The sequence below is a fragment of the Xiashengella succiniciproducens genome, from assembly GCF_023674465.1.
Taxonomy (GTDB): Bacteria; Bacteroidota; Bacteroidia; order Bacteroidales; family Marinilabiliaceae; genus Geofilum; species Geofilum succiniciproducens.
In genome coordinates this window covers 3,067,735-3,089,906 of the sequence record NZ_CP098400.1, presented here as the reverse complement: position 1 = coordinate 3,089,906, position 22,172 = coordinate 3,067,735, and the positions used below count along the sequence as shown (strand labels likewise).

Genomic DNA, 22,172 nt, shown 5'->3' with positions numbered 1-22,172 from the left:
AAATGAAAAGGACAATAGTAATAAACCTGTCAGGATTTGCTTATACTATCGAAGAAGATGCTCATGACAGGTTGAAGGGATACCTTGATAAGGTCAGGATTTATCTTGGAGGAGGGGAAGATGCAGAGGAGACAATGACAGACCTTGATGCAAGACTGGCGGAACTCTTTACTCCGGTTGCCATGAATCAGCGTTCGATTACCATAGCTGATGTTGAGGAGGTGATCAGGATTATTGGTGATCCGGAGGTGTTTGCTTCAGATACAGTTACTGAAGATGGCAGCAGAAAGGATACAAAGGGAGGTGATGATGGATCGGCTAAGGAAGTTCCCTTTGTACCGGTAAGGAGGAGGTTATACAGAGATCCTTATTCCAGGGTGCTAGGTGGTGTTTGTAGTGGATTGGGTGCCTATTTCAGGATGGACCCCTTTGTCTTCAGGATTTTATTTGTTATTGGCTTTTTCTTTGGTATTTCCATTATACCCTATATCTTTCTTTGGATCGCAATGCCCAAGGCAATTACAATAGAGCAAAGGAGTCAGATGTATGGAGGAGAACCTTTCGCAAACTATAATCCTGCAGCAAAGAAAAGTGCCAGAAATAACACCGGAATTAATAGGGTATTTATTGTTCTTAGGGTTATTCTTGGAATAATATTGACTCTGGTCAGCTTTATTACTCTTACTGGTCTCGTCTTTTCCCTTGTATTTATGGGTAAGGCTACAAGCCTGGCTCCTGAGATGGTTCCGGCAATTGAGATGGCTCGACTGTTTGCCGGCAATTTGAATGGTACTTTGTTTGTTGTAGGATTGTGGTTGACCATTGGCATACCTGTACTTATGATACTATACCTGGGTCTCCATCTGATATTTAACTTCCGTTCCGGTGGGAAATTAATAGGTGCGCTTGCTTTGCTTTTATGGCTTGGAGGAATTGGCTCCCTGGCATATGGAAGTATTGCTACTATGATGGAATTCAGGGAAAGGGCATCTGTTGAGCTCCCTGTAATTCCGGGATCATTTACTGGTGATACACTGTATATTAGGGCTTCAGACCTGAACTATTCAGGGGATGATATGAATATCACTTTCAAGAACATCCTTCTGAGATATGATAAAGAGAAGGATCTGTTTTATGATGAACCTGAAATACGGATTGTTGAGGGCGCTGACAATCTTGCTTTTGTGGTACAGAAGAAGTCCTATGGTCCCACTGAGCAGAAGGCACGCGACTATGCCGATAAGATAGATTATTATATAGAGTTCAACGGATCAGAACTAGTTATTGACAAGGCATTCAAAATACCTGGTGATTCGGGCATACGTAAGCAAAAGGTTATAGTCAGAGTTATGGTTCCGGAAGGAGTTCACGTAGAGGTAGACAGCTCATTGAAAAGACTGACCCGTTGGTCGATAAACTAAGAGGTACATTTTCGTTGCTGATATGAAAATTCTTACGGTCTGTGCCATTAATTGACCGCTTGAGGGATTAGTAATAGAATCATAATGCCTGTTTTGATAGTTTTGCGGTATTATGATTGATACAGTAGTGAAAAAAGCATGCATTAGGAGCTTTGTTCAGTTAGTTTTTGTTTGCTTGTTCTGCTCCTGTGAGAATATGATTGAGTACAGCCCCTATAAGGCCGGAGTTAAGCTACCATACAAAGACCTGAATATTAAAGCGCTGGAACAAATACAGGCTCGAAGCTCACAAAGCTTCAAGCCTTTTGTCATTGGAGTTTTTGGTGACACTCATACCTATTATGATGATTTTGTCGATCAGGTGAAACATTTCAACAGCATAGACACTCTCGACTTTGTTGTACATATGGGTGATATTACCTTGAGTGGTATTTACAGGGAGTTCTTGTGGTATAGCGAAATAGTCTCTGATCTGAAGCATCCACTAATTACACTTATCGGCAATCATGATTTTCTGTCCAATGGAGAGTATATGTACAGGGAAATGTTTGGACCCTTTAACTTCACCATTGTATACAACGACTGCCTCTTTATTTTCTTTGAAGATATAATCTGGGAAAAGGATGTAAAGGATCCCGATTTTGACTGGCTTGAGGAGCAGTTAAAAAACAGTGGTGACTTCCGTTACCGCTTTGTGTTTTCACATATTCCACCATGGAGTGGGGAGTTTTCAAAGGGCAATGAGTTTTACTTCAACATGTTGCTTGATAAGTATGATGTGGATCTTTCGGTTCATGGTCATATGCATAGCTATTATTTGGGAAAGAGGTATTCGTCCGGTCCGCTGTACTTGACGACAAGCGAAAGCAAGGCAAGGGAGACTTTTGTTATTTGTGTGGGCGAGGGAGGACTTGAATTGGTAAGAGATGAACTTAAGTGAGTTAGAGATGAAGCGTGTTGCATTGATGACAATGTTACTGTTTCTGATTTCTGTAACAGAGACTATCAAGGGAGAGGGTGTATATGATGAATCCCTGGATTTTTCTGAGTCCAGGGAACTGAACCGTTCTTTTTCCCTTACTTTTGGTGAAGATACCTTGGCAATAAAGCCAAAATGGTTTGTACCCAGTTACCTTAAGTTACAATATGCCGGCCTTATTGGTTTTGCCTCAGCAGGGATAGGCTATGATTTTACGCCACGTTACGAAGGGACTCTTTATTTTGGAGTCTTATCCAGGACCTTTGGAGGAAGTTCTGTAAATGTGCAGACTTTGTCATACAAAAGCAGCTGGAAACTGTTTAAGCAGCATTTTAGGGGAGGCTTTGTTCCAAAAGCAGGATTCTCTCTTAACTGGGGTTATACCAACAATACCTTTAATAAACTACCGTCCTATTATCCAAACAAATATTATTTTCAGAATAAGCTTCATCTGGCCCCATTTTATGGTGCTGAATGGCAAATCAACACTAAAGGAGTCTTGAGCGGCATTGGAATCTATGCCGAGGTGAGTACTTTGGATGCCTATCTTTTGGAGTTTATCAGGACAAAATATGTCACAATCGACAAGATATGGAACCTTTGCGTTGGTCTTAGTCTTTATTTGGATTGATCTGAGAGTATAAACCCAACTTTGGGTACATTTTCTATCCTGACAGAAGGATCCTTGCCAAGTCTTTTGCGGAGCCTGGTTATAAAAACGTCAAGACTCCTGCCATTGAAGTAGTCATCCTTTCCCCAGTATTTCTGAAGCAAGTCGCTGCGACGGACGATATTGTTTTTGTTTTCGCAAAGCATTCGCAGCACATCACATTCCCTGTAAGTCAGTCTTTCCTTCTCGTCTTCAAAAATAAGACACTGATTCTGGATGTCAAAGGCATAAGATCCTATGGAAACAGGTTCCATAAAGATTGAAGTAGCCGGACTACCAAGCGAGTATCTGTTGCGTATGGCATTGATACGGCAAAGTAGCTCATCCTCATCAAATGGTTTGGTAATGTAATCGTCTCCACCCAGGCTGAAGCCCTTCAGGATGTCTTGTTTGAGTGAGCGTGCAGTAAGGAATATTATTGGAACAAGTTTGTTTTCTTTCCTGATCCTTTCAGCTAAAGTAAAACCGTCAATTCCAGGTAGCATCACATCAATAATGCAAAAGCCTGCACCTGACGATCTGAATGCTGTCAATCCTGAATCACCGTCTTTGCACAGGGTTACTTCAAAGTCGTTGGCGGACAGGAACTCTTTAAGGAGGAATCCCATACTTGGATCATCCTCAATAACAAGTATTTTGTTATCCATTATTTTTATTTTCCTTTAGAGGGAAATATAATAAGAATTTGCTTCCCTTGCCAGGCACACTTTCTAAATCTACTTTTCCACCATGACTTTCAACAACCTTTTTCACGTATGCAAGTCCCAGACCAAAGCCTTTAATATTGTGAACATCACCAGTGGAAACCCTGTAATATTTTTCAAAGATTCGTTCCTGATCTTCTTTCTTAATTCCAATACCATTATCTGTAACGCTGATAACCAGGAATCTGTCCTTGTTCCTTGTCTCAATATTGATAACAGGCCTCCTGTGAACATATTTTAGGGCGTTATCAATAAGATTGGAGATAACATACCTGACAGGTTCTGCTTCTCCTTCTATAAAGTGCTCAGTAGCTTCAGGATTGAAGTCAACCTTACCTCCCGCATGTTGGAGATGGTAACTAAATGTTCCTATAACATCCCTGACAAGTTTGTGTACGTCAATTTGCTCTTTGAGTAGGGGCTCATCAGATCCTGAACTTGAAATTCTGAGAATTGATTCAACATGAGACTGAAGACGAAGTGTTTCATCTAGGATTACCTTAACGTATTCACTCTTTTTCTCTACGTCCAGTCCACCATTGTCCTTTGCAATTAGTTTTGTAGCAAACCTAATGTTGGCTATTGGAGTCTGAAATTCATGGACCATATTGTTGATGAAGTCGGATGTTGACAACATCATATTTCTTTCTCGCTTGTACAATCTCCATGTAATAAGGAAGGAGATCATAATAAAAAGGATGAAGGCCACGGAGATTCCAAGCTGGCTCCAAAGTTGAGCTATCAGAAACTGATTGCGTGTCGGAAACTGCAAGCGAATCTGGACTCCATTCTGGTCTATAATTCCATTTAGGTTTTGCTTGTAACAGGTAGGATTGAACAACAAACCCTTACTTTGGGGAAGAAGAGTGTCAGTAATCTCAAAAGTGTAGGGTAGTTCTATGTTATATATGCTTAGGTTGGCTCTGATAATACTGTCCACTTCTCTGCGTTTACTTTGATGCACCTCATCCGTACATTGTTTCATGCAAAGGTAATCCGACATATCTGTGCATCCGTTTACCCTTAGGCCTATCTCATCTCGTGCTCCCTTTAATGCCATCGAAACCCTGTGATTGAAATTTTGTTCTTCAAGTCTCGCAGATCTGTAAATCCAGCTAATCTGAATTAAAAGCAGCAGTATAAGTATCGCAAAGGTTGCAATAGCAAGTATCTTTTGATTTTCCGATGAAATGCCCGTTCTCATATGAAGCAAAATTAGCAATAAATAAGGGAGAACTCCGTTCTTAACATCGTGTTAACGCAGTTTAACAGACTGATAACTTTCATTTTGATCAAATCATTTTATGTTTGTATAGAATCAATTAACCTTTTAAAAAGTATTGTTATGAAAAAGAAATTAGCCATTGCTTGTTTGATAGTTTTCGCAATGGGACTGTCAGCTCCCGCATTTGCAGGTACTATGATGCAAGAACCTGAAAAGAAAGAAGCTTGCGAAAAGAAGGCTGAATGCGATAAAGAAAAGAAAGCTGAGTGCTGCAAGGAAAAGAAGGCTGAATGCGATAAAGAAAAGAAAGCTGAATAAGGGTATTGTTCAGTCCATTTTAAAAAGGGTGTCCGCAAGGACACCCTTTTTTTGCCTGAAGTTGAAAGAACCCTTGACAATGTTTGATTTTCCTGAAGAAAGTGTCGTAACTTTAAGCTGTGTTCATAATCGGACACGGGTGTTACGTTATCGAACATGAGCTGCTCGCTTTTATAAGTTATTTTACGCCATTTTTACTGAAAAAATAGCTTTTTCTGCACTTTTCTCTTCGATTTAGATTTTTGGCAAGGTGATTGATATTAGTTTGAAAGTTGTACGATAATACTGTCTTTTTTAAGCCTAATCAAACTGGGCTGATTATTCAGATAATCCGGATTATCAATATAATACATAAGTAGACGATGAGTAATAGTATCATTAGGGTGGAATCCCTACACAAGTCCTATGTTAACGGAAAGAATGCCCTTCATGTGCTAAAGGGTATTTCCCTGGATATACAGCAGGGAGAGATGGTTAGTATCATGGGTGCTTCTGGTTCCGGGAAGTCTACTCTGCTTAATGTTCTGGGGATTCTTGATAACTATGATACCGGGGCATACTACCTTGACGGGATTCACATAGGCAGAATGGATGAGACTAAAGCTGCAAGATGCCGAAACAAGTATATAGGCTTTGTTTTTCAGTCTTTTAACCTGATATCCTTTAAGAATGCAATGGAAAATGTGGCTCTTCCTCTGTATTACCAGGGAGTAAGCAGGAAGAAGCGTAACATGATTGCACTTGAATATCTGGAACGTCTGGGACTTCGTGAATGGGCGCATCACCTTCCTTCTGAGATGTCCGGAGGACAAAAGCAGCGTGTTGCTATTGCACGGGCTCTTATTTCTCAGCCCAAGATTATTCTTGCGGACGAACCAACCGGTGCGCTTGACTCTCAAACATCACAAGAAGTTATGGAGATATTCAGGGATGTCAATAAGAGCGGAATTTCCATAATTATAGTAACCCATGAGAGGGATGTTGCGCTGATGACCGACAGAATTATCAGACTCAAGGACGGAATTATTGAGTCTAATGAGATTAATCCAAGCTATAAGCTTGAAGAAGTCAAAGTAAACTAAACCTACAGGAATGCTAGATTATTTTGAAGAACTACTAACGACCCTTAAGCAAAACAGGCTACGGGCTATAATGACGGGGTTCAGCGTTTCATGGGGGATCTTCATGCTTATACTCTTACTTGGTAGTGGTAAAGGCCTCCAAAACGGAATTGAAAACAATTTCAGAAACGTATCCGCAAATTCTATTCAAATATGGCCCGGACGGACAAGCGAAAACTTTGAAGGATATAAAAAGGGGCGGTACATTAGGTTTACCAACGAGGATTATGAATTAATCAAAAGGGAAGTGGAAGGCATAGACGCCCTTACCGGCCGTCTATACCTTAATGGTAATGTTGATCTGACCTATGGTAACAAGTATGCAGGCTACACAATAACAGGCATACATCCTGATTTTACAAAGGTGAGACTTTTTAAACTCAAGAAGGGTCGCGTAATAAGTGAAGTCGACTTGAAGGAGAAGAGGAAGGTGTTGGTATTGTCACAAAGCATTGTTGATATGCTTTTTGAGGATAAGGATCCGATAGGTGAATATGTAAAAGTGGGAGGTATCTATTTCAGAGTAATTGGAGTTATAGAAGACCCTACAAATAAGGATTCAAAGGATGCTTTGATACCCATCTCTACTGCTCAGATGGTGTTCAATGGTGCAAATAGGATAAGCAATTTTGGATTTACCACTACGGCTTCTACTGTGGAGGAGAACAAGAGGATTGAGGAAGAAGTGAAAGCCTTGCTTGCAAGGCGTCTCCATTTTAGTCCTGATGATCAGGAAGCACTATACGTTTGGAATACACTTGATGAATTTAAAAGAGTGCAGGGTTTGTTTAAAGGAATTAGACTCTTTGTCTGGGTTGTTGGTATAATGACCATTATAGCAGGGATAGTAGGTGTTAGTAATATTATGATAATCCTTGTAAAGGAACGGACCAAAGAAATAGGAATCAGAAAGGCTATCGGAGCAACGCCATTCAGCGTTATACAGCTTGTTCTTTCCGAGTCATTGTTCATTACAGTCCTGGCAGGTTTTATTGGAATGTTGTTGGGTATGGGAATCCTTTACTTAGCGTCTCAGCTGATTGACAGTATTGCGCAATCAAGTCAGGATATTCTCTACATCTTTTACAATCCATCGGCTGATTTCGGGGTGGCAGCTTCCGCAACCGTGGTACTGATAGTTGCCGGATTGATTGCAGGCTATGTTCCAGCAAGAAAGGCTGCGGCGATTAAGCCAATAATAGCTTTGCATGATGTTTAGTTCTGATAGTTTTAACTTCTAAACTGGTATAAGGTGTTTGACAGAGACAGATGGCAGGAAATATTAATTGCCATAAAACAAAATAAACTCCGCAGCGTCCTTACGGCCTTTGGTGTTTTTTGGGGCATTTTTATGCTGGTCACTATGACCGGAGCCGGAAATGGACTTATCAATGGTGTTACTGCCGGATTCAGGAATTTTGCAACAAACAGTGGTTTTATCTGGACTCAGAGTACCACTGAACCCTATAAGGGGTTTAAACGTGGCAGGTATTGGAATTTCCGTAATTCTGACCTTGAAGCCATAAGGCAGAATATTCCGGAGGTTGAGCTTCTTGCTCCAAAACTGCAGGGGTGGAATATTTCAGGGGGTGAGAATGTTATCAGGGGACTGAAAACAGGATCATATACGATTTATGGAGAAGTACCTGAGTACAACATTATCGACCCCAATGAAATGATATACGGACGCTTTATCAATCAAAAGGATATTGATGACAGGCGTAAGGTCTGTGTGATTGGAGAACGGGTCTATGAGGTAATGTTTGAAAAGGACGAGAATCCTGTTGGACAGTATATAAGGCTTAGTGGTGTGTGGTTTCAGGTAATTGGTGTTGCCAAACCTATAAACACCAATATCAGTTACGGTTCTGATAAACGCGAGACCATTTATATCCCCCTTACAACTATGCAGCAGACCTTTAATCATGGGGATGTGGTGCACCTGATATGCTTTACTGCCAAAAAGGGAGAGAGTGTGTCCAAAGTTGTTGACAAGATTGAAGCTTTGGTTAAAGAAAGGCATTCAATATCGCCCACAGATAAAGAGGCCGTGATGAAGATTAATATCGAGGAACAGATTAAGCAAATCTCATATCTGTTTATCGGAATAGGGGCTCTTATTTGGATAGTGGGTATTGGAACTTTGATTGCCGGAGCTGTGGGTATTAGTAATATTATGCTGGTTGTTGTAAAGGAGAGGACAAAGGAAATTGGTGTACAACGTGCTATTGGAGCAAGACCATGGACTATCGTGAGTCAGATCCTTACAGAATCAGTGTTTCTGACAACTATTGCCGGTTTTATTGGCTTGGCTCTGGGAACTCTTGTTTTGCATCTTGCAGATTTGGCATTAACAGTATCCCAGGCTAGTAGTACTGAAGAACAGGGAGCCTTTTTTAGGCATCCTGAAATTGGACTTGGTCTGGCTCTTTCTGCCCTCGCAGTACTTGTAGTGACAGGTTTTCTGGCCGGACTTATACCAGCCCAGAAAGCTGTAAGGATTAAGCCGATAGAAGCATTAAGACACGAGTAATATTCAAGTAACGAGCATGATTCGTTTGTAAGATATTGGGATGTAATTCATCATGCGGATGTATCCCGCTATAAAACTAAACTTAAGAGTAATGAAACGGATTCTGAAATTTGGATTGTTGTTAGTATTTGCAGCACTTGTAATATGGGTTTTTGTGTACCTGTATCAGAAGTCAAAGACGGTTCCCACAGTTTATGAAACAGAGACTCCGGTTGTTGGTGACATCATCAAAAAGACCGTGGCTACCGGGTCTATTGTTCCCCGTAAAGAGATAGCTATCAAGCCTCAGGAATCGGGTATTGTTACCCATGTTTATGTTGAAGCTGGAGATTTGATTAAGCAAGGTGATATGATAGCCCGTATTCAGATTATTCCTGAGATGGTTCAGGTAAATGAGGCTGAAAGCAGGGTCAACAAGGCTCGCCTGGCTTTTGAAAATGCCAAGATTGCCTTCGAAAGAATAAAGGATCTCTACGAACAGAAGGTTATAGCTTTGTCTGAATATGAGGCTGAGGAATTGAAATATAATAATAGTCGCGAGGATCTGGCTGCTGCGGAAAACCACCTTCAGCTGATTCTTGAAGGTGTGACAAAGAGCATGGGATCCAAAACCAATACAGTAATCCGTTCAACTGTTAGCGGTATGGTACTTGATGTACCTATAGAAGAAGGAAACTCTGTAATAAAGAGTAATACATTCAATGACGGAACTACTATTGCCATCGTTGCAGATATGGCTGAGATGATTTTCAAGGGTAAGGTTGATGAGACCGAAGTTGGCAAACTTAAGGAAGGTATGCATTTGCTTATGACTGTAGGTGCTATAGAGTCAGAGGTCTTTGATGCCTATCTTGAGTATATTTCACCAAAGGGTGTTGAGGAAGGTGGAGCCATTCAGTTTGAAATCAAGGCTGCTGTAAAACTTAAAGACAACCAGTTTATCAGGGCCGGTTACAGTGCCAATGCAGATATTGTTCTTGACAGACGTGACAGCGTACTTACAATTAACGAAAGAGTTCTTCAGTTTGAAGGTGACTCAACTTTTGTAGAGGTTGAGACTGCGCCTCAGGTATTTGAGAAGCGTCCTGTCAAGACCGGACTATCTGATGGTATTAAGGTTGAACTTATAGAAGGACTTGGTCTGGAAGACAAGGTGAAGGTCCCGACAATATAGTGAGTAGGTCTTATATTCTATAGTTCCAAAGGATATACGCATAATTCAGGCTTCATTATAGCCACTGAGAAACATATTATAAAACTATGCAAACTATAAAGATGTATATTTTCCTGCTTGCTCTTACCAGTACTGTTAGCTTAGGAGCTCAGGAAGCCGAAAGCCCAAAAACCGCATGGACACTTGAACAGTGTATTGAGTATGCAAGGGTCAACAACATTGCATTAAAGCGTCAAAAGCTTAATGCCGACTATGCTAAGAATCGCTATGAGCAGAGCAAGCTAGAACTGTTGCCAAGCCTGAACGCTAGTAGCAATTACAATATGACAAGTGGTAAGGCTCCGGACCCTAATTCCTTCCAGTTGTTTGACGTTACTATACAGACCAGCAACTATAGCATATCTTCAAGTGTCCCGGTTTTTCAGGGGCTTACAATTCGCAACACAATCAAGAAAAATGAATCTGACTGGAAGGCTGCTATAGAGGATGCACAAAAAGTTGAGAATGACATAGCTCTGGCTATAACTTCTTACTATGCACAAGTTCTTTTCAACAAGGAATTGCTGGCTGCAGCCAAACTTCAGCTTGAAACCGTCAACCAACAGGTTGAGAGAACTGAAAGGTTGGTTCAGGCCGGAACCCTTGCTGAAGGAAGTCTGCTTGAGATCAAATCCATAGCAGCCCGTGAAGCCCTCAATGTAACTCAGCTTGAAAACAGTCTGAGGCTTTCACTGATAGACCTGGCTCTTGCCCTAAATCTTGAGTCGGTAGAGCAATTTGATGTGGTAAGTCCAACTCTGCCTGATTTTACAGGAATGGAACTTGCAGAGGGAAGTCTTGTACTGGATTATGCACTCGATAATCTTCCCCAGATAAAAGCTGCTGAGTACAGAACAGAAAGCAGTATCAAGGATCTTCAAATTGCAAAGGGCTATCTATTGCCCTCCCTTTCTGTAGGAGCCGGTTGGTCGACTTTTGTCACAAAGCATAAAAAGCTGCAGGACTTTGATTTTGGAGAAAGCTTCAAGGACAATGGTTCACAATATGTAGGTTTTAATCTCTACATTCCGATATTTAACGGATTGTCAACAAGGACCTCCGTTAAAAATGCAAAGATTGGGGTTCTAAATTCACAACTTGCTCTGGAACAGGAAAGGCTGACTCTCCGCAAGGAGATCCAGCAGGCCAGTGCAGATGCTGATGCTGCCTTCAGGCAATACCTGGCAGCTCAGTCAGCTGTAGATTCCTACCGCGAATCATTCCGCTACACTGAAAAACGTTACAATGTAGGCATGGTCAATGTGGTTGACTACAATGTTGCCAAGTCAGAATATATGAAAGCAGAAGCCGACTTCCTTCAGGCTAAATATACATACTTCCTTAGGTTGAAAATACTTGATTTCTACCAGGGAAAGCCAATTGTACTATGATTTGATGGTTTGTTACTCTTGAGTGCCTGATGGCCTGAGATATTATTTGAGGCTGTTCGAAGAGAGGTTGTCCAATTAAGGGCAACCTCTTTTTCAATTTAAGCAAGTTGATAAGAATAGATTTCGATTTTTAGATGAACATGTTTACGAAAATTCCATATTCCTTTTTGGATTTTTGCATATAGGGGTTCAAACAAGAAGAAAATTGCATTTTGGAGTACTGTTTTTGAAACACACGCACCTTTGCCTATGATTTTTCTTAAGTTATGAGCAATAGCTATCAGGCCAAACTCGATTTCAACTTTCTTAAGGCCTTTCAGTGTAAATCTGGTGAACTTGTTGTTGTGTTTTATTTGTCCAAACACTGCTTCCGGTTCTATTGGGCGTCTACTTCTGTGATATAGGCCCTGTTCACTTAATAGCTGTTCCCTGGCCTTCTTTTTTAGGATCCTTAACCTGTGATTGATCTCTATTATTCGATTACCGGTAGCTTGAAAACAAAGTCCGCGCAACGGGCATCCAGTACAGTTTTGCGCTTGATAACGTGTCACCTTTGATACATACCCATTCTCAGAAGTCACTTTTCTTTCACCTTTATTGGTCATATGCTGTCCCATCGGGCATACATAATAATCTTCATGTTCGTTGTAATATAGGTTTTGGCTTAGAAATGCATTCTTTTTAAATGCTCTTTTCTGTTCTTTGTGGAAGTAGTTGTACTTGACAAAGTACTCTATATTATTTGCTTCCAGGTATTCATAATTCTCCTCGCTTCCGTAGCCGGCGTCTGCAACGACCGTAGAGCTATGACTTCCATATTGGTTTTTAAATCCCTCCAGATGACACTTTAATGTTCTTGTATCACCTGGGGTTTGATGGATACTGTAATGGGTAATAATCTGGTTCTCTGTACTAATCTGAGGATTATAAGCTGGTTTCAGCTGCCCATTCTTCATATGATCTTCTTTCATTCGCATGAAAGTAGCATCCTCGTCAGTCTTGCTAAAACTGTTGCGATCACCCAGAGTGTCAAGTTGCTTCTCGTATTTCTCCAACCGTGGCAGATGTTCCTCCTGTAATTGCTTTAGTTGCTTAGATGTGGACTTATTTGTATCCTTAAGCCTGGTGTTAAGCTCAGCTATTTTGCTTTTTAATAAATCTGAGTCTATTGATTGGGGCAAATCTTCTTTGTTGAGAGTTTTTGAGTCCTCTTTAATTTGACTATCAATATCTTTAAGAATACTCCTTATCCTTTCTTCCAGTTTTGCTTTGTTTTTCTCAACTGTGCCTCGCCATACAAAGGTGTACCTGTTTGAGGTAGCTTCTATTTTTGTTCCATCAACATACTGTACCTGAAGACTCACAAACCCCATACCATGCAGTAATCTAACTACTTCTGCAAAGATGGTCTTAATTTCTCCCTGCAAACGGGTACTCCTAAAATAATTGATTGTTCTAAAGTCTGGAACACAGCCCTTTGATAACCAGATAAAATGAATATTCTCTTGTAAAGCCTTTTCAATCTTTCTGCACGAAAATATGTTGTTTAAATAACTGTAGAACAGTATTTTAACCATCATTCTTGGATGAAAACTGCTAGCACCACCACCTTTGTATTTATTTAGTATAGATGTGATATCCAGTTGATCTACAACCTTATCAACCAGACGAACTGGATGGTCTGCTGGTATGCGATCCAAGAGGTTTTCAGGGAATAACTGAGCTTGATTGTTTGGAAGCTCTTTGAAAACAACTTTTTTCATTATGGATTGATTTATAGTATTAATATACTATATATCAATTATATAACCAACTTTTTCGAGAAAAAAATCAAACAAAAAAAGAGACTGCCTAATCTTTTTAGACAGCCTCTTTTTTGCCTTCATGGGTAGTAAAGGATTATCTTACGGGATATTATTGTTATTTTTGCCTTTCAATCACATAATCATGGCTGGTATTCTTTGCATTGAGAGCTCAACCACCGTTTGTTCGGCTGCTATTGCTATTGACGGTAAGTCTGTCCATTCTCTTAGGGAGGATAGCCCCAATTCGCATTCTTCTAAACTAACTGTAATTATTGAGCAGTTGCTTAAAGATGCCGGAATGGGTGTTGCTGATCTTGATGCGGTTGCTGTCAGTTCAGGTCCGGGATCCTATACAGGTCTAAGGATTGGTGTCTCAGTCAGCAAGGGACTGTGTTACGGTGGAGCTAAACCCCTTATTGCTATACCTTCACTTGAGATTCTGGCGGCAGGTTTTATTGCAGATAAATGCCCTGTTGAAAGTGATGCTTTGCTTTGTCCAATGATTGATGCCCGACGTATGGAGGTATACTCAGCTCTTTATTCTATAGGGCTAAAGGAGGAAAGAGCAGTGAAGGCAGAGATTATTGATGATTCCAGCTATGCTGACATATTGCAGGTAAGACCTGTTTACTTCTTTGGCAATGGGGCTATGAAATGTACTGCTGTGATTAAGGGTTCAAATGCTCATTTTGTTGACGGCATAGTGCCTCTTGCATCCTCAATGGCTGGTCTTGTGTCGGAGCGTTTTGCAGAAGGACGGTTTGAGGATGTTGCATATTTTGAGCCTTTTTATCTGAAGGATTTTATCACTACTGTTGCGAAAAACAAGTTTTTTTGAAATTTTAACTGGCTCTGTTTCTGTGTTATGTGTGCATTTGTGTGCAGCTGAACTAGATTTGGAACAATAAGGGCTTATAATTTGTACAGGGTCTTTCAAGTAGTTGTTTTAAATTGCTTTACCTTCATATAAGTGAGAGAAGGCACTTGTTTGTCGGTATTAAGACTTATGTAGTTTAAATTGTGAGTATATGGAGAGCCTGAGAGTCGCATTTTTCAGTATAGTATTGTTGGTAGCATCTTTGGATGCTTATTCTGAATCCCGTTCTGTTAAGGATACAAAGATAAAAGCCTTTGGTCCCGGTGAAGAGTTGCATTATGTATTGCAATATGGTTTTATTACCGGAGGACGTGCTTCTTTGGTTGTTAAGGATACCGTCTATAATAACAGGCAGGTATATCATATGAAGGGTATGGGCTATACCTCCGGCCTTGCGGATAAAATTTTCAGGGTTAGAGATGTGTATGAGAGCTTTTTTGACCCTGAGAGTATGTATCCTGTCAAAAGTATCCGCAATATAAATGAAGGCAGGTATAGATGGTACAATGAGGCACTTTACCGCCATGACAAGGATTCAACATTTGTAAATAGCAAGCGTTCGGGTGAAAAGTATGTCGCACCGGGGATCTATGATGTGGTTTCAGCATTTTATATTGGCCGGGAGAAATACTTTAATGACAACCTGGTAGAGGGTCAGATTATTAAGATAGTTACTTATTTTGCAGATGAGGAATTTCCTCTGCTTATCAGATTCAGAGGTATCGAGAAGATCAAGACCAAGTTTGGAGAACTCGAATGCTACAAGTTTTCACCTGTTACAGAAGTTGGCCGTGCATTTAAGACCGAAGATGATATGCATGTATGGATTACAAGGGATGCCAACAGAGTCCCTGTAAGAATCAAGTTTAACCTGGTTGTGGGCTCTTTTACATGCGATCTGGATTCTTTCAAGGGATTAAAAAACCCATTTTCAAGCATTGTACCCAAGAAGTAGGAATATGGATTTAAGACAGAAATACTATGGAATGTCGTCAAGGTTGCGCAGCTTGCTGTGAATATATTTCGATTTCATCGTCAATGCCGGGTTACCCCAATGGAAAACCTGCAGGCGTGAGATGTATGCACCTGACAGAAGATCTTAAGTGTAGCTTGTTTGGTAAACCTGAACGTCCATCTGTATGTGGCGGTTTTCTTCCAGAGCCTTTGTTCTGTGGCAATAACAGGGAGGAGGCCATTAAAATCCTCAGCAGCTTAGAAAAGGGGGAAGTTTTATAAGGAAATCTTGCTGTTTTTTCTATATTTGTTCAATACGCTTCTAAAAAGAGTAAATATTTCAAAACAACTGTTACAATGGAAGAAGAAGTCAGCATTGTCTTTGAAGATGCCACTGAAAAGATGAACAAAGCCATTGACCATCTTGACAAGGAGATGTCCAAGGTCAGGGCAGGTAAAGCTAGTCCTAAGATCCTGGAGGGTATTATGGTCGATTATTACGGTACTATGACCCCACTTGCTCAGGTTGCCAATGTCAATACACCCGATCCACGAACAATTGCAATACAGCCTTGGGAGAAGAAGTTGATCCCCGTTATTGAAAAAGCCATTATGGCTGCTAACCTGGGTCTGAATCCCGATAATAACGGAGAGTTGATTCGTATCAACGTTCCCCCGCTGACAGAGGAACGCCGTAAGGAACTTGTTAAATTCGTCAAGAAACTTGTCGAAGACGCTCGCATTGGTGTTCGTAATGTCCGCAGGGATGCTATCGAAGACATCAAGAAGATGCAGAAGGATGGACTACCTGAGGATGTTGCAAAGGATGCAGAAGCTGAAGTGCAAAAAATCACTGACAGTTTCATGAAGAAAATCGATGAAATGTTCGAAAAGAAGGAAAAGGATATTATGACTGTTTAGTTCCTTCTGACAAATATTTTGAAAGAGGTTGTCCAATAAAGGGCAACCTCTTTTTTTCGGATCTTTCTGAAGTTTGATGAGGTTTTGTACGCAGAAAGATATTGAAGAATGGGTTAGAGTCTTGATATATAGATGATAATGAACTAAATTGCTCTAACCCAAGCCTAATTACTATGAACACAATTAATCCTACCCGACAGTTGGTTTTAATTTGTCTGTTCCTTATCCTTGCTACATACGAGGGACAGACCCGAACACTTGCTTTCTGGAGTTTTAATAGTGCGCCGGATACCTCCTGGCCTGAGCAGATTGAAGATGACTCTGGTTCGGTCCTTCTTACCCATAGTTTTACAAAGACTCAGTCTTATGACGGAACTACCATTAATGCCTCAGAAGGGATGGAGGCAGGTCAGAGTTTTTGTCCCCAGGGTGGCACGAAAACTGAAAATAACGGTGCGTGGTTTGCCATCTCTGTTCCTCAGATTGAGTCTGGTACTCTGACCCTAAGCTATGCCGTACGTCGCACAGGAACCGGCTTTTCGACTCATCAGATTGAATACAGCTGTAACGGAGGAGTTGACTGGACTTTTCTTAGATTGATCGATATTAGTGAGTGGGCCAACAGTTGGAAAGCTGAACAGATAGTAATAGCAGAGTTTCGCGACCTGGATGAAATGTACAACAATCCTGGTTTTTTGATTCGTGTTGTGCTTGACGGGGCAACAAACTCAAACGGAAACAACCGGATTGATAATCTGAAACTGGAATTGAATAAGCCGGATTTGGTCATTGAGGGGCAGTTGTACGATTTCAGTCAGGTTGAGAAGAATAGCATTTCCGACTTACAATTTTACTACCTCAACGCAGAGGGATTGGAGGATGATGTGATAGTTGTGGCACCGGATGGATTTGAGATCTCAGTTGACTGCAGTAGTGGCTTCTCGGCAAGTTTAAGTCTCCATAGCAGTGAATGTAGGAAACTTAGAATCTATGTGCGCTTTGTCCCTTCGAATACAGGTGAGCACAAGGGTTGGATCGTTCATAACTGTGGTACAACCAATGCTGTAATTGAAGTAAAAGGAACCGGAGTTGAACCTTCTGACTATGATTACGACGTATCAGGTCGTGGTATGGTTTTGCTTTTTTCACTTCACCGTAAGATTAATGTAAATAAACCCTTGTCTGAAGATCAGCTGTGGAATTTCATGGCGGATTCTGATCTTCGTTTTGATGGCAGCATATGGGATATTTTCAGTTCAGGTAAATGTAAAGAACCTGCCTATGTTTTTGATCCCATTACTGATTGCGGTCGCAGCAAGGAATGTTCAAAAGAGGGAGAGGGATATGGTATGTTTCAGACCTGGCCTTTGACCCGCTATGTCGGTGCTGATGCAGATACTGTCTTTTCTGACGCCCACCTGGTTTTCCCAGGAGATATGTTCGTTGCTTCAAGATGTACCCGCCTTAGCCCTGGGCTTGCAGATGTATGTGAATGGACTTCAGTTAATGGCTGTCGTATTGGTACTATGCGTGTGGATGGGACCTTGGATATTAATGTGTTTGAACCAGTAGATGAGTATAAGGGCGATATTGCCAGAGCCTGGTTTTATGCCTTGACCAGATATATTCACCGCATACCCGTATGGTGTCAGCTGGACCTTCTTCCTGAATCATTTGATTGCACAAGCATATTATGCCTAAACAAAGCTGTACTTGGGCAGTTGATGAGATGGCACAGAGATGATCCGGTAAGCCAGAAAGAGATACTTAGAAACAAAAGCATAGGCTTATTGCAGGGCAATAGCAATCCTTTTGTTGATCAGCCTGATCTGGCTTACGCTGTATTCTCTGAACTAACCTGGACAGATGAAATAGATGTATCACCAAATGGGTCAGGATTTAGCATCTCTGGTGACTGGCTGTACCTTGAAAATGATGTACTACAACCATTCTCATATGAGATTTTTGACACTATGGGTCGCCTTATAAAGGCCGGACACGTGAAGGGAGACCGGATATTTACTGGTGGTTTGACAGGAGGTATTTATGTTGTATATATCCGACTAGATGGTGAAAGGCAATGCATTAAGCTTGTGAAATAAATGTGGATATTAATTGAATTATAGTATTTTTACGGCCGGAAAAAAACGATTCATTTATATGGCAACAACTGCAGATTTTAGAAATGGAATGTGTATAGAGTTTAACGGTCAATTGTACAGCATTGTACAGTTTCAGCACGTTAAACCAGGTAAAGGACCGGCTTTTGTGAGGACCAAACTGAGACATATTTCTACTGGAAAGATTTTGGAAAACACATTTTCGGCTGGAGTAAAGGTCAACGAAGCTCGTGTAGAGCATCGTCCTCATCAATTCCTGTACAAGGATGATGTTGGTTACCATTTTATGAACAGCGAGACCTTCGAACAACTTTGTCTTGAAGAAACTCTTGTTGAGTCTCCAGACCTGCTTCGTGAAGGACAAGAAGTTACACTGGTCTATCACGTAGATTCAGACACTCCCCTGATGGTTAATCTTCCTCAGTTTATCACCTACGAAGTGACCTACACAGAACCAGGTGTACGCGGAGATACTTCATCTACAAGCTCTTTGAAGCCCGCAACTATTGATACAGGTGCGACCATTATGGTGCCCCTCTTTATTGAGCTTGGAGAAAAAATTAAGGTTGATACCAAGGAACGTTCTTATGTTGAAAGAGCAAAGGAATAATTTCTGAGCTGTAGTCAATGTATCGCGTAATAATGAAGTAAAGGTTTGGCTTTTTGGCCAAACCTTTTTTATATTACAAACATTAAATATCAACGGTTGTTGTAATTGTTTTTGTAGATGTTTGCTTTGCTAATGTAAAGATTTGTAAATTTAGGTACTGCTTCCATTATTGAGAGTTGCCGATGATTACACAAACCAGAAAGAGGAGAATAAAGCTATACAGGGACCGGTTGAACATACTTCTGGATCTTGCGCAAACTATCAATGAAGATCACAGTATTGAAGATCTTTTGTCGGAGTTTGAAATACTGTTGCGCGAAGAGCTTGACGTGGGGAAGGTGCTGGTTTACACTAATTCGGACGGCGAGTGGAGAAATTTGCTTTGTTCGGGAGTGTCTCCTGATGAGCTTACTTCAATTAATGTCGAGAGGGATCTTTTAAAGTATCAGGGCATTGAGAATATTACCCTGTCGCCACCTGATAATCTTAAAGGATTTGATGCGGTTATCCCTTTGTTTCACCGTTACCGGGCTATTGGCTATGTGCTTATAGGAGATGTTGATGAGGATGTACAGGGAATCAGTCCTACAATTAAGCATCTTAAACTGATTCAGATTATTTCAAACCTTATCATTGTTTTCATTGAGAACAAGCGGATGCACAATGCTGTGCTTGAGCAACAGGCCATGAAAAAGGAGCTGGAGCTTGCATCGCGCATTCAAAATCAGTTGATACCGGGTCCCTCTGATTTGCCCAGTTTTAGAGGGGTGACTGTTCAAACTATTTATCAGCCTCATTTGGGCGTAGGCGGGGATTATTACGATTTTATAAAACTGTCTCACAATACATTGGGCTTCTGTCTGGCGGATGTATCGGGAAAGGGAATCTCTGCAGCTCTTCTGATGTCTAACTTTCAGGCTTTGATTCATTCACTCTATACTTCCAGGATTAGTTTTAAAAAACTCATCCATCAGCTTAACAAAAGGGTAAATGAGAGTGCTAATAATGAAAAGTTTATCACCCTCTTTATCGGTAAGTACAATAAGCTTACCCGTCAGCTCACTTATGTGAATGCCGGACACCTGCCACCTCTGCTCTATGATCCTAAGAGGGGAACATTACAAAGTCTTGACAAGGGATGTATCGGCATGGGTATGCTGGATGTAATACCTACTGTTGAGGTTGGCAAGGTACGAATCCCAAGAAATGCGAAATTGCTGGCTTTTACGGACGGACTTATTGAACTTGAAAGGGATGACAAGATTACCTCAGGTCTGATGTCTGTTGAAAAGATAATCTCAAACCCGCACGGTATTACAGAGAATATCAATGAGGTCAAAAACTACATTACAAAGCATGTTAACCTGCATGCTGTCTTTGACGATATTTCTGTGATTGGTCTAGGTTTTGATCAGTAGAGGGTATTAGAAAGTCCGGGATTCTGATTTTTGAATTCCTTCCTTATTGGTGGCAGCGTATCGCTCGATCAGAGTAACTAGTTCCTTATAACCTATTGGCTTGGTTATATATTTGTTACAGCCTGTCTGCATAGCCTTTGCTTTTTCTTCCGGACTTGCATAGGCAGTTTGTGCTATAATTGGAATCCAGGGAGCTAACTTTTTAATCTGCTGTGTTGCAGTATAACCATCCATCAGGGGCATTTTGATATCCATCAGGATAAGGTCTATATCCTTGTTTCGTTTGACGGCTTCAACGGCTTCTTGTCCATTGCGTGCCCTTATTATCCTTGCATTAAAAAGGGATAGCACTACTTCGAGATATTTGTAGTTGTCCTCTTCATCTTCAGCTATCAGGAATACCTTGTCTTTCCAGTTAATTGATCCCGAAGGCCACATTTGAATCTTTTCGGCTGCTGGAGAAACAATCTTCTGGAAGGGGATAGTAAAGCAGAAGGTGGTGCCAGTTGCCGTTTTGGGAGCAACCCAAATTTCTCCACCCATAAAACGCACCAGATGTCTTGCAATTGTAAGACCTATTCCAGTTCCCCCGTATAATTTATCTTCGTTGTTACTGCACTTGTAAAAACGGTTGAATATTTGGTCTCCCACTCCTTCCGGAAGACCAATACCTGTATCAGTAACATGAAATTGCAACTCATGTTTGTTGTTGAGTTCGTAACCAAATTCAATATAGCCTTTTTCAGTAAACTTGACTGCGTTACTCATCAGGTTGATAAGTACTTTTTTGAGTCTTTCTCCGTCTGTCAGGATCTGCAGCTTGTTGTCTGACAATCCTTCCCTAAGGTAGATCTTCACCGATTTATTACCTCTACGTATCAGTTCCTCTTCAAACATGTCCTTAATCTCCTGCATTAATTGATTAAGGCGGCAGTGACAGTTGTGGAGTTCAAACTGACCACTTTCTATCTTGGAGATTTCAATGATGTCGTCTACCAACGACATCAGATTGTTGGCATTGTGACGTATCAGATGGATAAATCCCAGTTTTTCCTCGTTACTAATATTCTTATTTGCAAGCAGGTTGGAAAAACCAAGAATTGCATTCATAGGAGTCCTTATCTCATGCGACATATTTGACAGAAATGCTGATTTGAGACGATCAGATTCCTCTGCCTTTTGTCTTGCCAGTACCAGATCTTCCTGTTCCCTGCGTAAGATGCGCTGATACCTGTGTTCTTTCTTTATGCTAAACATAAGGCCGTTAAGCAGCGACATTAGCGGTGCAAGGCTGACAATGTTGAGCATCATAAATAGTATCGATATGTTGATATAGGTATGAAGGGAGATATCCGGGGGATCAGCATGGGCTATATATCCCGAATGCCAGTATATTCCTGCAGCTACCAATGTCAGGAAATGCAGTGCAGTATACCAGATTCCGATTAGTGCACCAGAAAGAGTAACTGCAAGTACAGAGCAAGCGAGCAGAAAAAGCATTCCAATATTGGTATGAGGCCCCATGAAAAGAAGGAAGGTACCTGATAGATATAGCATAAACAGCACCCAGCCTACTTTGAACCTTACAGGTATTGCTCCAACCCCCAGGACGAGCATTGAGGTGATGAAAACAGCAGTTAGGAATACCAGGTATTTGTATTGTCCTGCAACAAGAAAATTGAAGCCGTAGTATAGATAAAGAACTATCCCGAAAAAGATAACAGCAAGTGAGAAATAGTGAAATATACGGTCACGCCAGTAATTGATTCCCTCACCCGGCAAGGACGAGGGACCCAAATGTCGGTTAATTAATGCCCTAAGTGTTCTGAACCAGCGGTTATTTGACAAGGTACTCATCCTGATAATTCAGCCGGTATACGGCCGAGAAATGT

18 protein-coding genes and 1 pseudogene are annotated in these 22,172 nt (G+C 41.0%); 15 read left to right on the top strand and 4 right to left on the bottom strand.

The window, feature by feature from the left end; translation table 11 throughout:
* Nucleotides 1-2 precede the first annotated feature (2 nt).
* The 3 genes from M9189_RS12825 (at nucleotide 3) to M9189_RS12815 (ending at nucleotide 3,031) form a co-directional block, all read left to right on the top strand.
* Nucleotides 3-1,421 (top strand): PspC domain-containing protein, encoded by a 1,419-nt coding sequence (locus tag M9189_RS12825; RefSeq protein WP_250723809.1) that lies wholly within the window; start codon nucleotides 3-5, stop codon nucleotides 1,419-1,421.
* Nucleotides 1,422-1,617: 196 nt separating this feature from the next.
* Nucleotides 1,618-2,361: a metallophosphoesterase family protein gene (locus M9189_RS12820; protein ID WP_250723807.1), complete on the top strand. Its 744-nt coding sequence runs from the start codon at nucleotides 1,618-1,620 to the stop codon at nucleotides 2,359-2,361.
* Nucleotides 2,348-3,031: a hypothetical protein gene (locus M9189_RS12815; RefSeq protein WP_250723805.1), complete on the top strand. Its 684-nt coding sequence runs from the start codon at nucleotides 2,348-2,350 to the stop codon at nucleotides 3,029-3,031. The genes M9189_RS12820 and M9189_RS12815 overlap by 14 nt, the downstream gene beginning before the upstream one ends.
* On the opposite strand, the gene M9189_RS12810 is transcribed toward M9189_RS12815, so the two are convergent.
* Together M9189_RS12810 and M9189_RS12805 are read right to left on the bottom strand one after the other, a co-directional pair.
* Nucleotides 3,019-3,717: a response regulator transcription factor gene (locus M9189_RS12810; protein WP_250723804.1), complete on the bottom strand. Its 699-nt coding sequence runs from the start codon at nucleotides 3,715-3,717 to the stop codon at nucleotides 3,019-3,021. The genes M9189_RS12815 and M9189_RS12810 overlap by 13 nt on opposite strands.
* A complete protein-coding gene (locus M9189_RS12805) occupies nucleotides 3,710-4,978 on the bottom strand; it encodes a sensor histidine kinase (protein WP_250723802.1) in 1,269 nt (422 codons plus the stop codon). The genes M9189_RS12810 and M9189_RS12805 overlap by 8 nt, the downstream gene beginning before the upstream one ends.
* A 141-nt stretch (nucleotides 4,979-5,119) precedes the next feature.
* On the opposite strand from M9189_RS12805, the gene M9189_RS12800 reads away from it, so the two are divergent.
* The 6 genes from M9189_RS12800 to M9189_RS12775 all read left to right on the top strand — a co-directional run bounded on the left by M9189_RS12800 (nucleotide 5,120) and on the right by M9189_RS12775 (nucleotide 11,575).
* On the top strand, nucleotides 5,120-5,317 hold the full coding sequence (locus M9189_RS12800) for a hypothetical protein (RefSeq protein WP_250723801.1): 198 nt from the start codon (nucleotides 5,120-5,122) through the stop codon (nucleotides 5,315-5,317).
* A 362-nt stretch (nucleotides 5,318-5,679) separates the two neighbouring features.
* Nucleotides 5,680-6,399 carry an ABC transporter ATP-binding protein gene (locus M9189_RS12795; protein ID WP_250723800.1) on the top strand — a complete coding sequence of 240 codons (720 nt, stop codon included), beginning with the start codon at nucleotides 5,680-5,682 and terminating at the stop codon, nucleotides 6,397-6,399.
* Nucleotides 6,400-6,409: 10 nt separating this feature from the next.
* Entirely contained in the window at nucleotides 6,410-7,657 is a 1,248-nt protein-coding gene (locus M9189_RS12790; RefSeq protein ID WP_250723798.1) for an ABC transporter permease, read from the top strand.
* A gap of 33 nt (nucleotides 7,658-7,690) precedes the next feature.
* Entirely contained in the window at nucleotides 7,691-8,971 is a 1,281-nt protein-coding gene (locus tag M9189_RS12785; protein WP_250723797.1) for an ABC transporter permease, read from the top strand.
* 91 nt (nucleotides 8,972-9,062) lie between these two features.
* Nucleotides 9,063-10,145 carry an efflux RND transporter periplasmic adaptor subunit gene (locus M9189_RS12780; protein WP_250723795.1) on the top strand — a complete coding sequence of 361 codons (1,083 nt, stop codon included), beginning with the start codon at nucleotides 9,063-9,065 and terminating at the stop codon, nucleotides 10,143-10,145.
* Nucleotides 10,146-10,231: 86 nt separating this feature from the next.
* Nucleotides 10,232-11,575 (top strand): TolC family protein, encoded by a 1,344-nt coding sequence (locus M9189_RS12775; protein ID WP_250723793.1) that lies wholly within the window; start codon nucleotides 10,232-10,234, stop codon nucleotides 11,573-11,575.
* Nucleotides 11,576-11,817: 242 nt separating this feature from the next.
* Here M9189_RS12775 and M9189_RS12770 read toward each other — a convergent pair.
* Nucleotides 11,818-13,338, bottom strand: a pseudogene (locus tag M9189_RS12770) (IS1182 family transposase); the annotation flags it as partial.
* Nucleotides 13,339-13,522: 184 nt separating this feature from the next.
* Here M9189_RS12770 and tsaB point away from each other — a divergent pair.
* The 6 genes from tsaB to M9189_RS12740 all read left to right on the top strand — a co-directional run bounded on the left by tsaB (nucleotide 13,523) and on the right by M9189_RS12740 (nucleotide 20,280).
* Nucleotides 13,523-14,218, top strand: a complete 696-nt coding sequence (gene tsaB / locus M9189_RS12765) for a tRNA (adenosine(37)-N6)-threonylcarbamoyltransferase complex dimerization subunit type 1 TsaB (protein WP_250723791.1) — start codon at nucleotides 13,523-13,525, stop codon at nucleotides 14,216-14,218.
* 190 nt (nucleotides 14,219-14,408) lie between these two features.
* Nucleotides 14,409-15,212, top strand: a complete 804-nt coding sequence (locus tag M9189_RS12760; RefSeq protein ID WP_250723790.1) for a DUF3108 domain-containing protein — start codon at nucleotides 14,409-14,411, stop codon at nucleotides 15,210-15,212.
* A gap of 356 nt (nucleotides 15,213-15,568) precedes the next feature.
* A complete protein-coding gene (frr, locus tag M9189_RS12755; protein WP_250723788.1) occupies nucleotides 15,569-16,132 on the top strand; it encodes a ribosome recycling factor in 564 nt (187 codons plus the stop codon).
* A gap of 173 nt (nucleotides 16,133-16,305) precedes the next feature.
* Nucleotides 16,306-18,234: an endonuclease gene (locus tag M9189_RS12750; protein WP_250723786.1), complete on the top strand. Its 1,929-nt coding sequence runs from the start codon at nucleotides 16,306-16,308 to the stop codon at nucleotides 18,232-18,234.
* A gap of 58 nt (nucleotides 18,235-18,292) precedes the next feature.
* Nucleotides 18,293-18,862 (top strand): elongation factor P, encoded by a 570-nt coding sequence (efp, locus tag M9189_RS12745; protein ID WP_250723784.1) that lies wholly within the window; start codon nucleotides 18,293-18,295, stop codon nucleotides 18,860-18,862.
* A gap of 230 nt (nucleotides 18,863-19,092) precedes the next feature.
* Complete coding sequence (locus M9189_RS12740) at nucleotides 19,093-20,280, top strand: PP2C family protein-serine/threonine phosphatase (protein WP_250723783.1); 1,188 nt, start codon at nucleotides 19,093-19,095, stop codon at nucleotides 20,278-20,280.
* A gap of 6 nt (nucleotides 20,281-20,286) precedes the next feature.
* Here the strand turns inward: M9189_RS12740 and M9189_RS12735 are convergent, their stop codons facing one another.
* Nucleotides 20,287-22,137, bottom strand: coding sequence for a response regulator (locus M9189_RS12735; protein ID WP_250723781.1), 1,851 nt, complete (start codon nucleotides 22,135-22,137; stop codon nucleotides 20,287-20,289).
* Nucleotides 22,138-22,172: the final 35 nt, after the last annotated feature.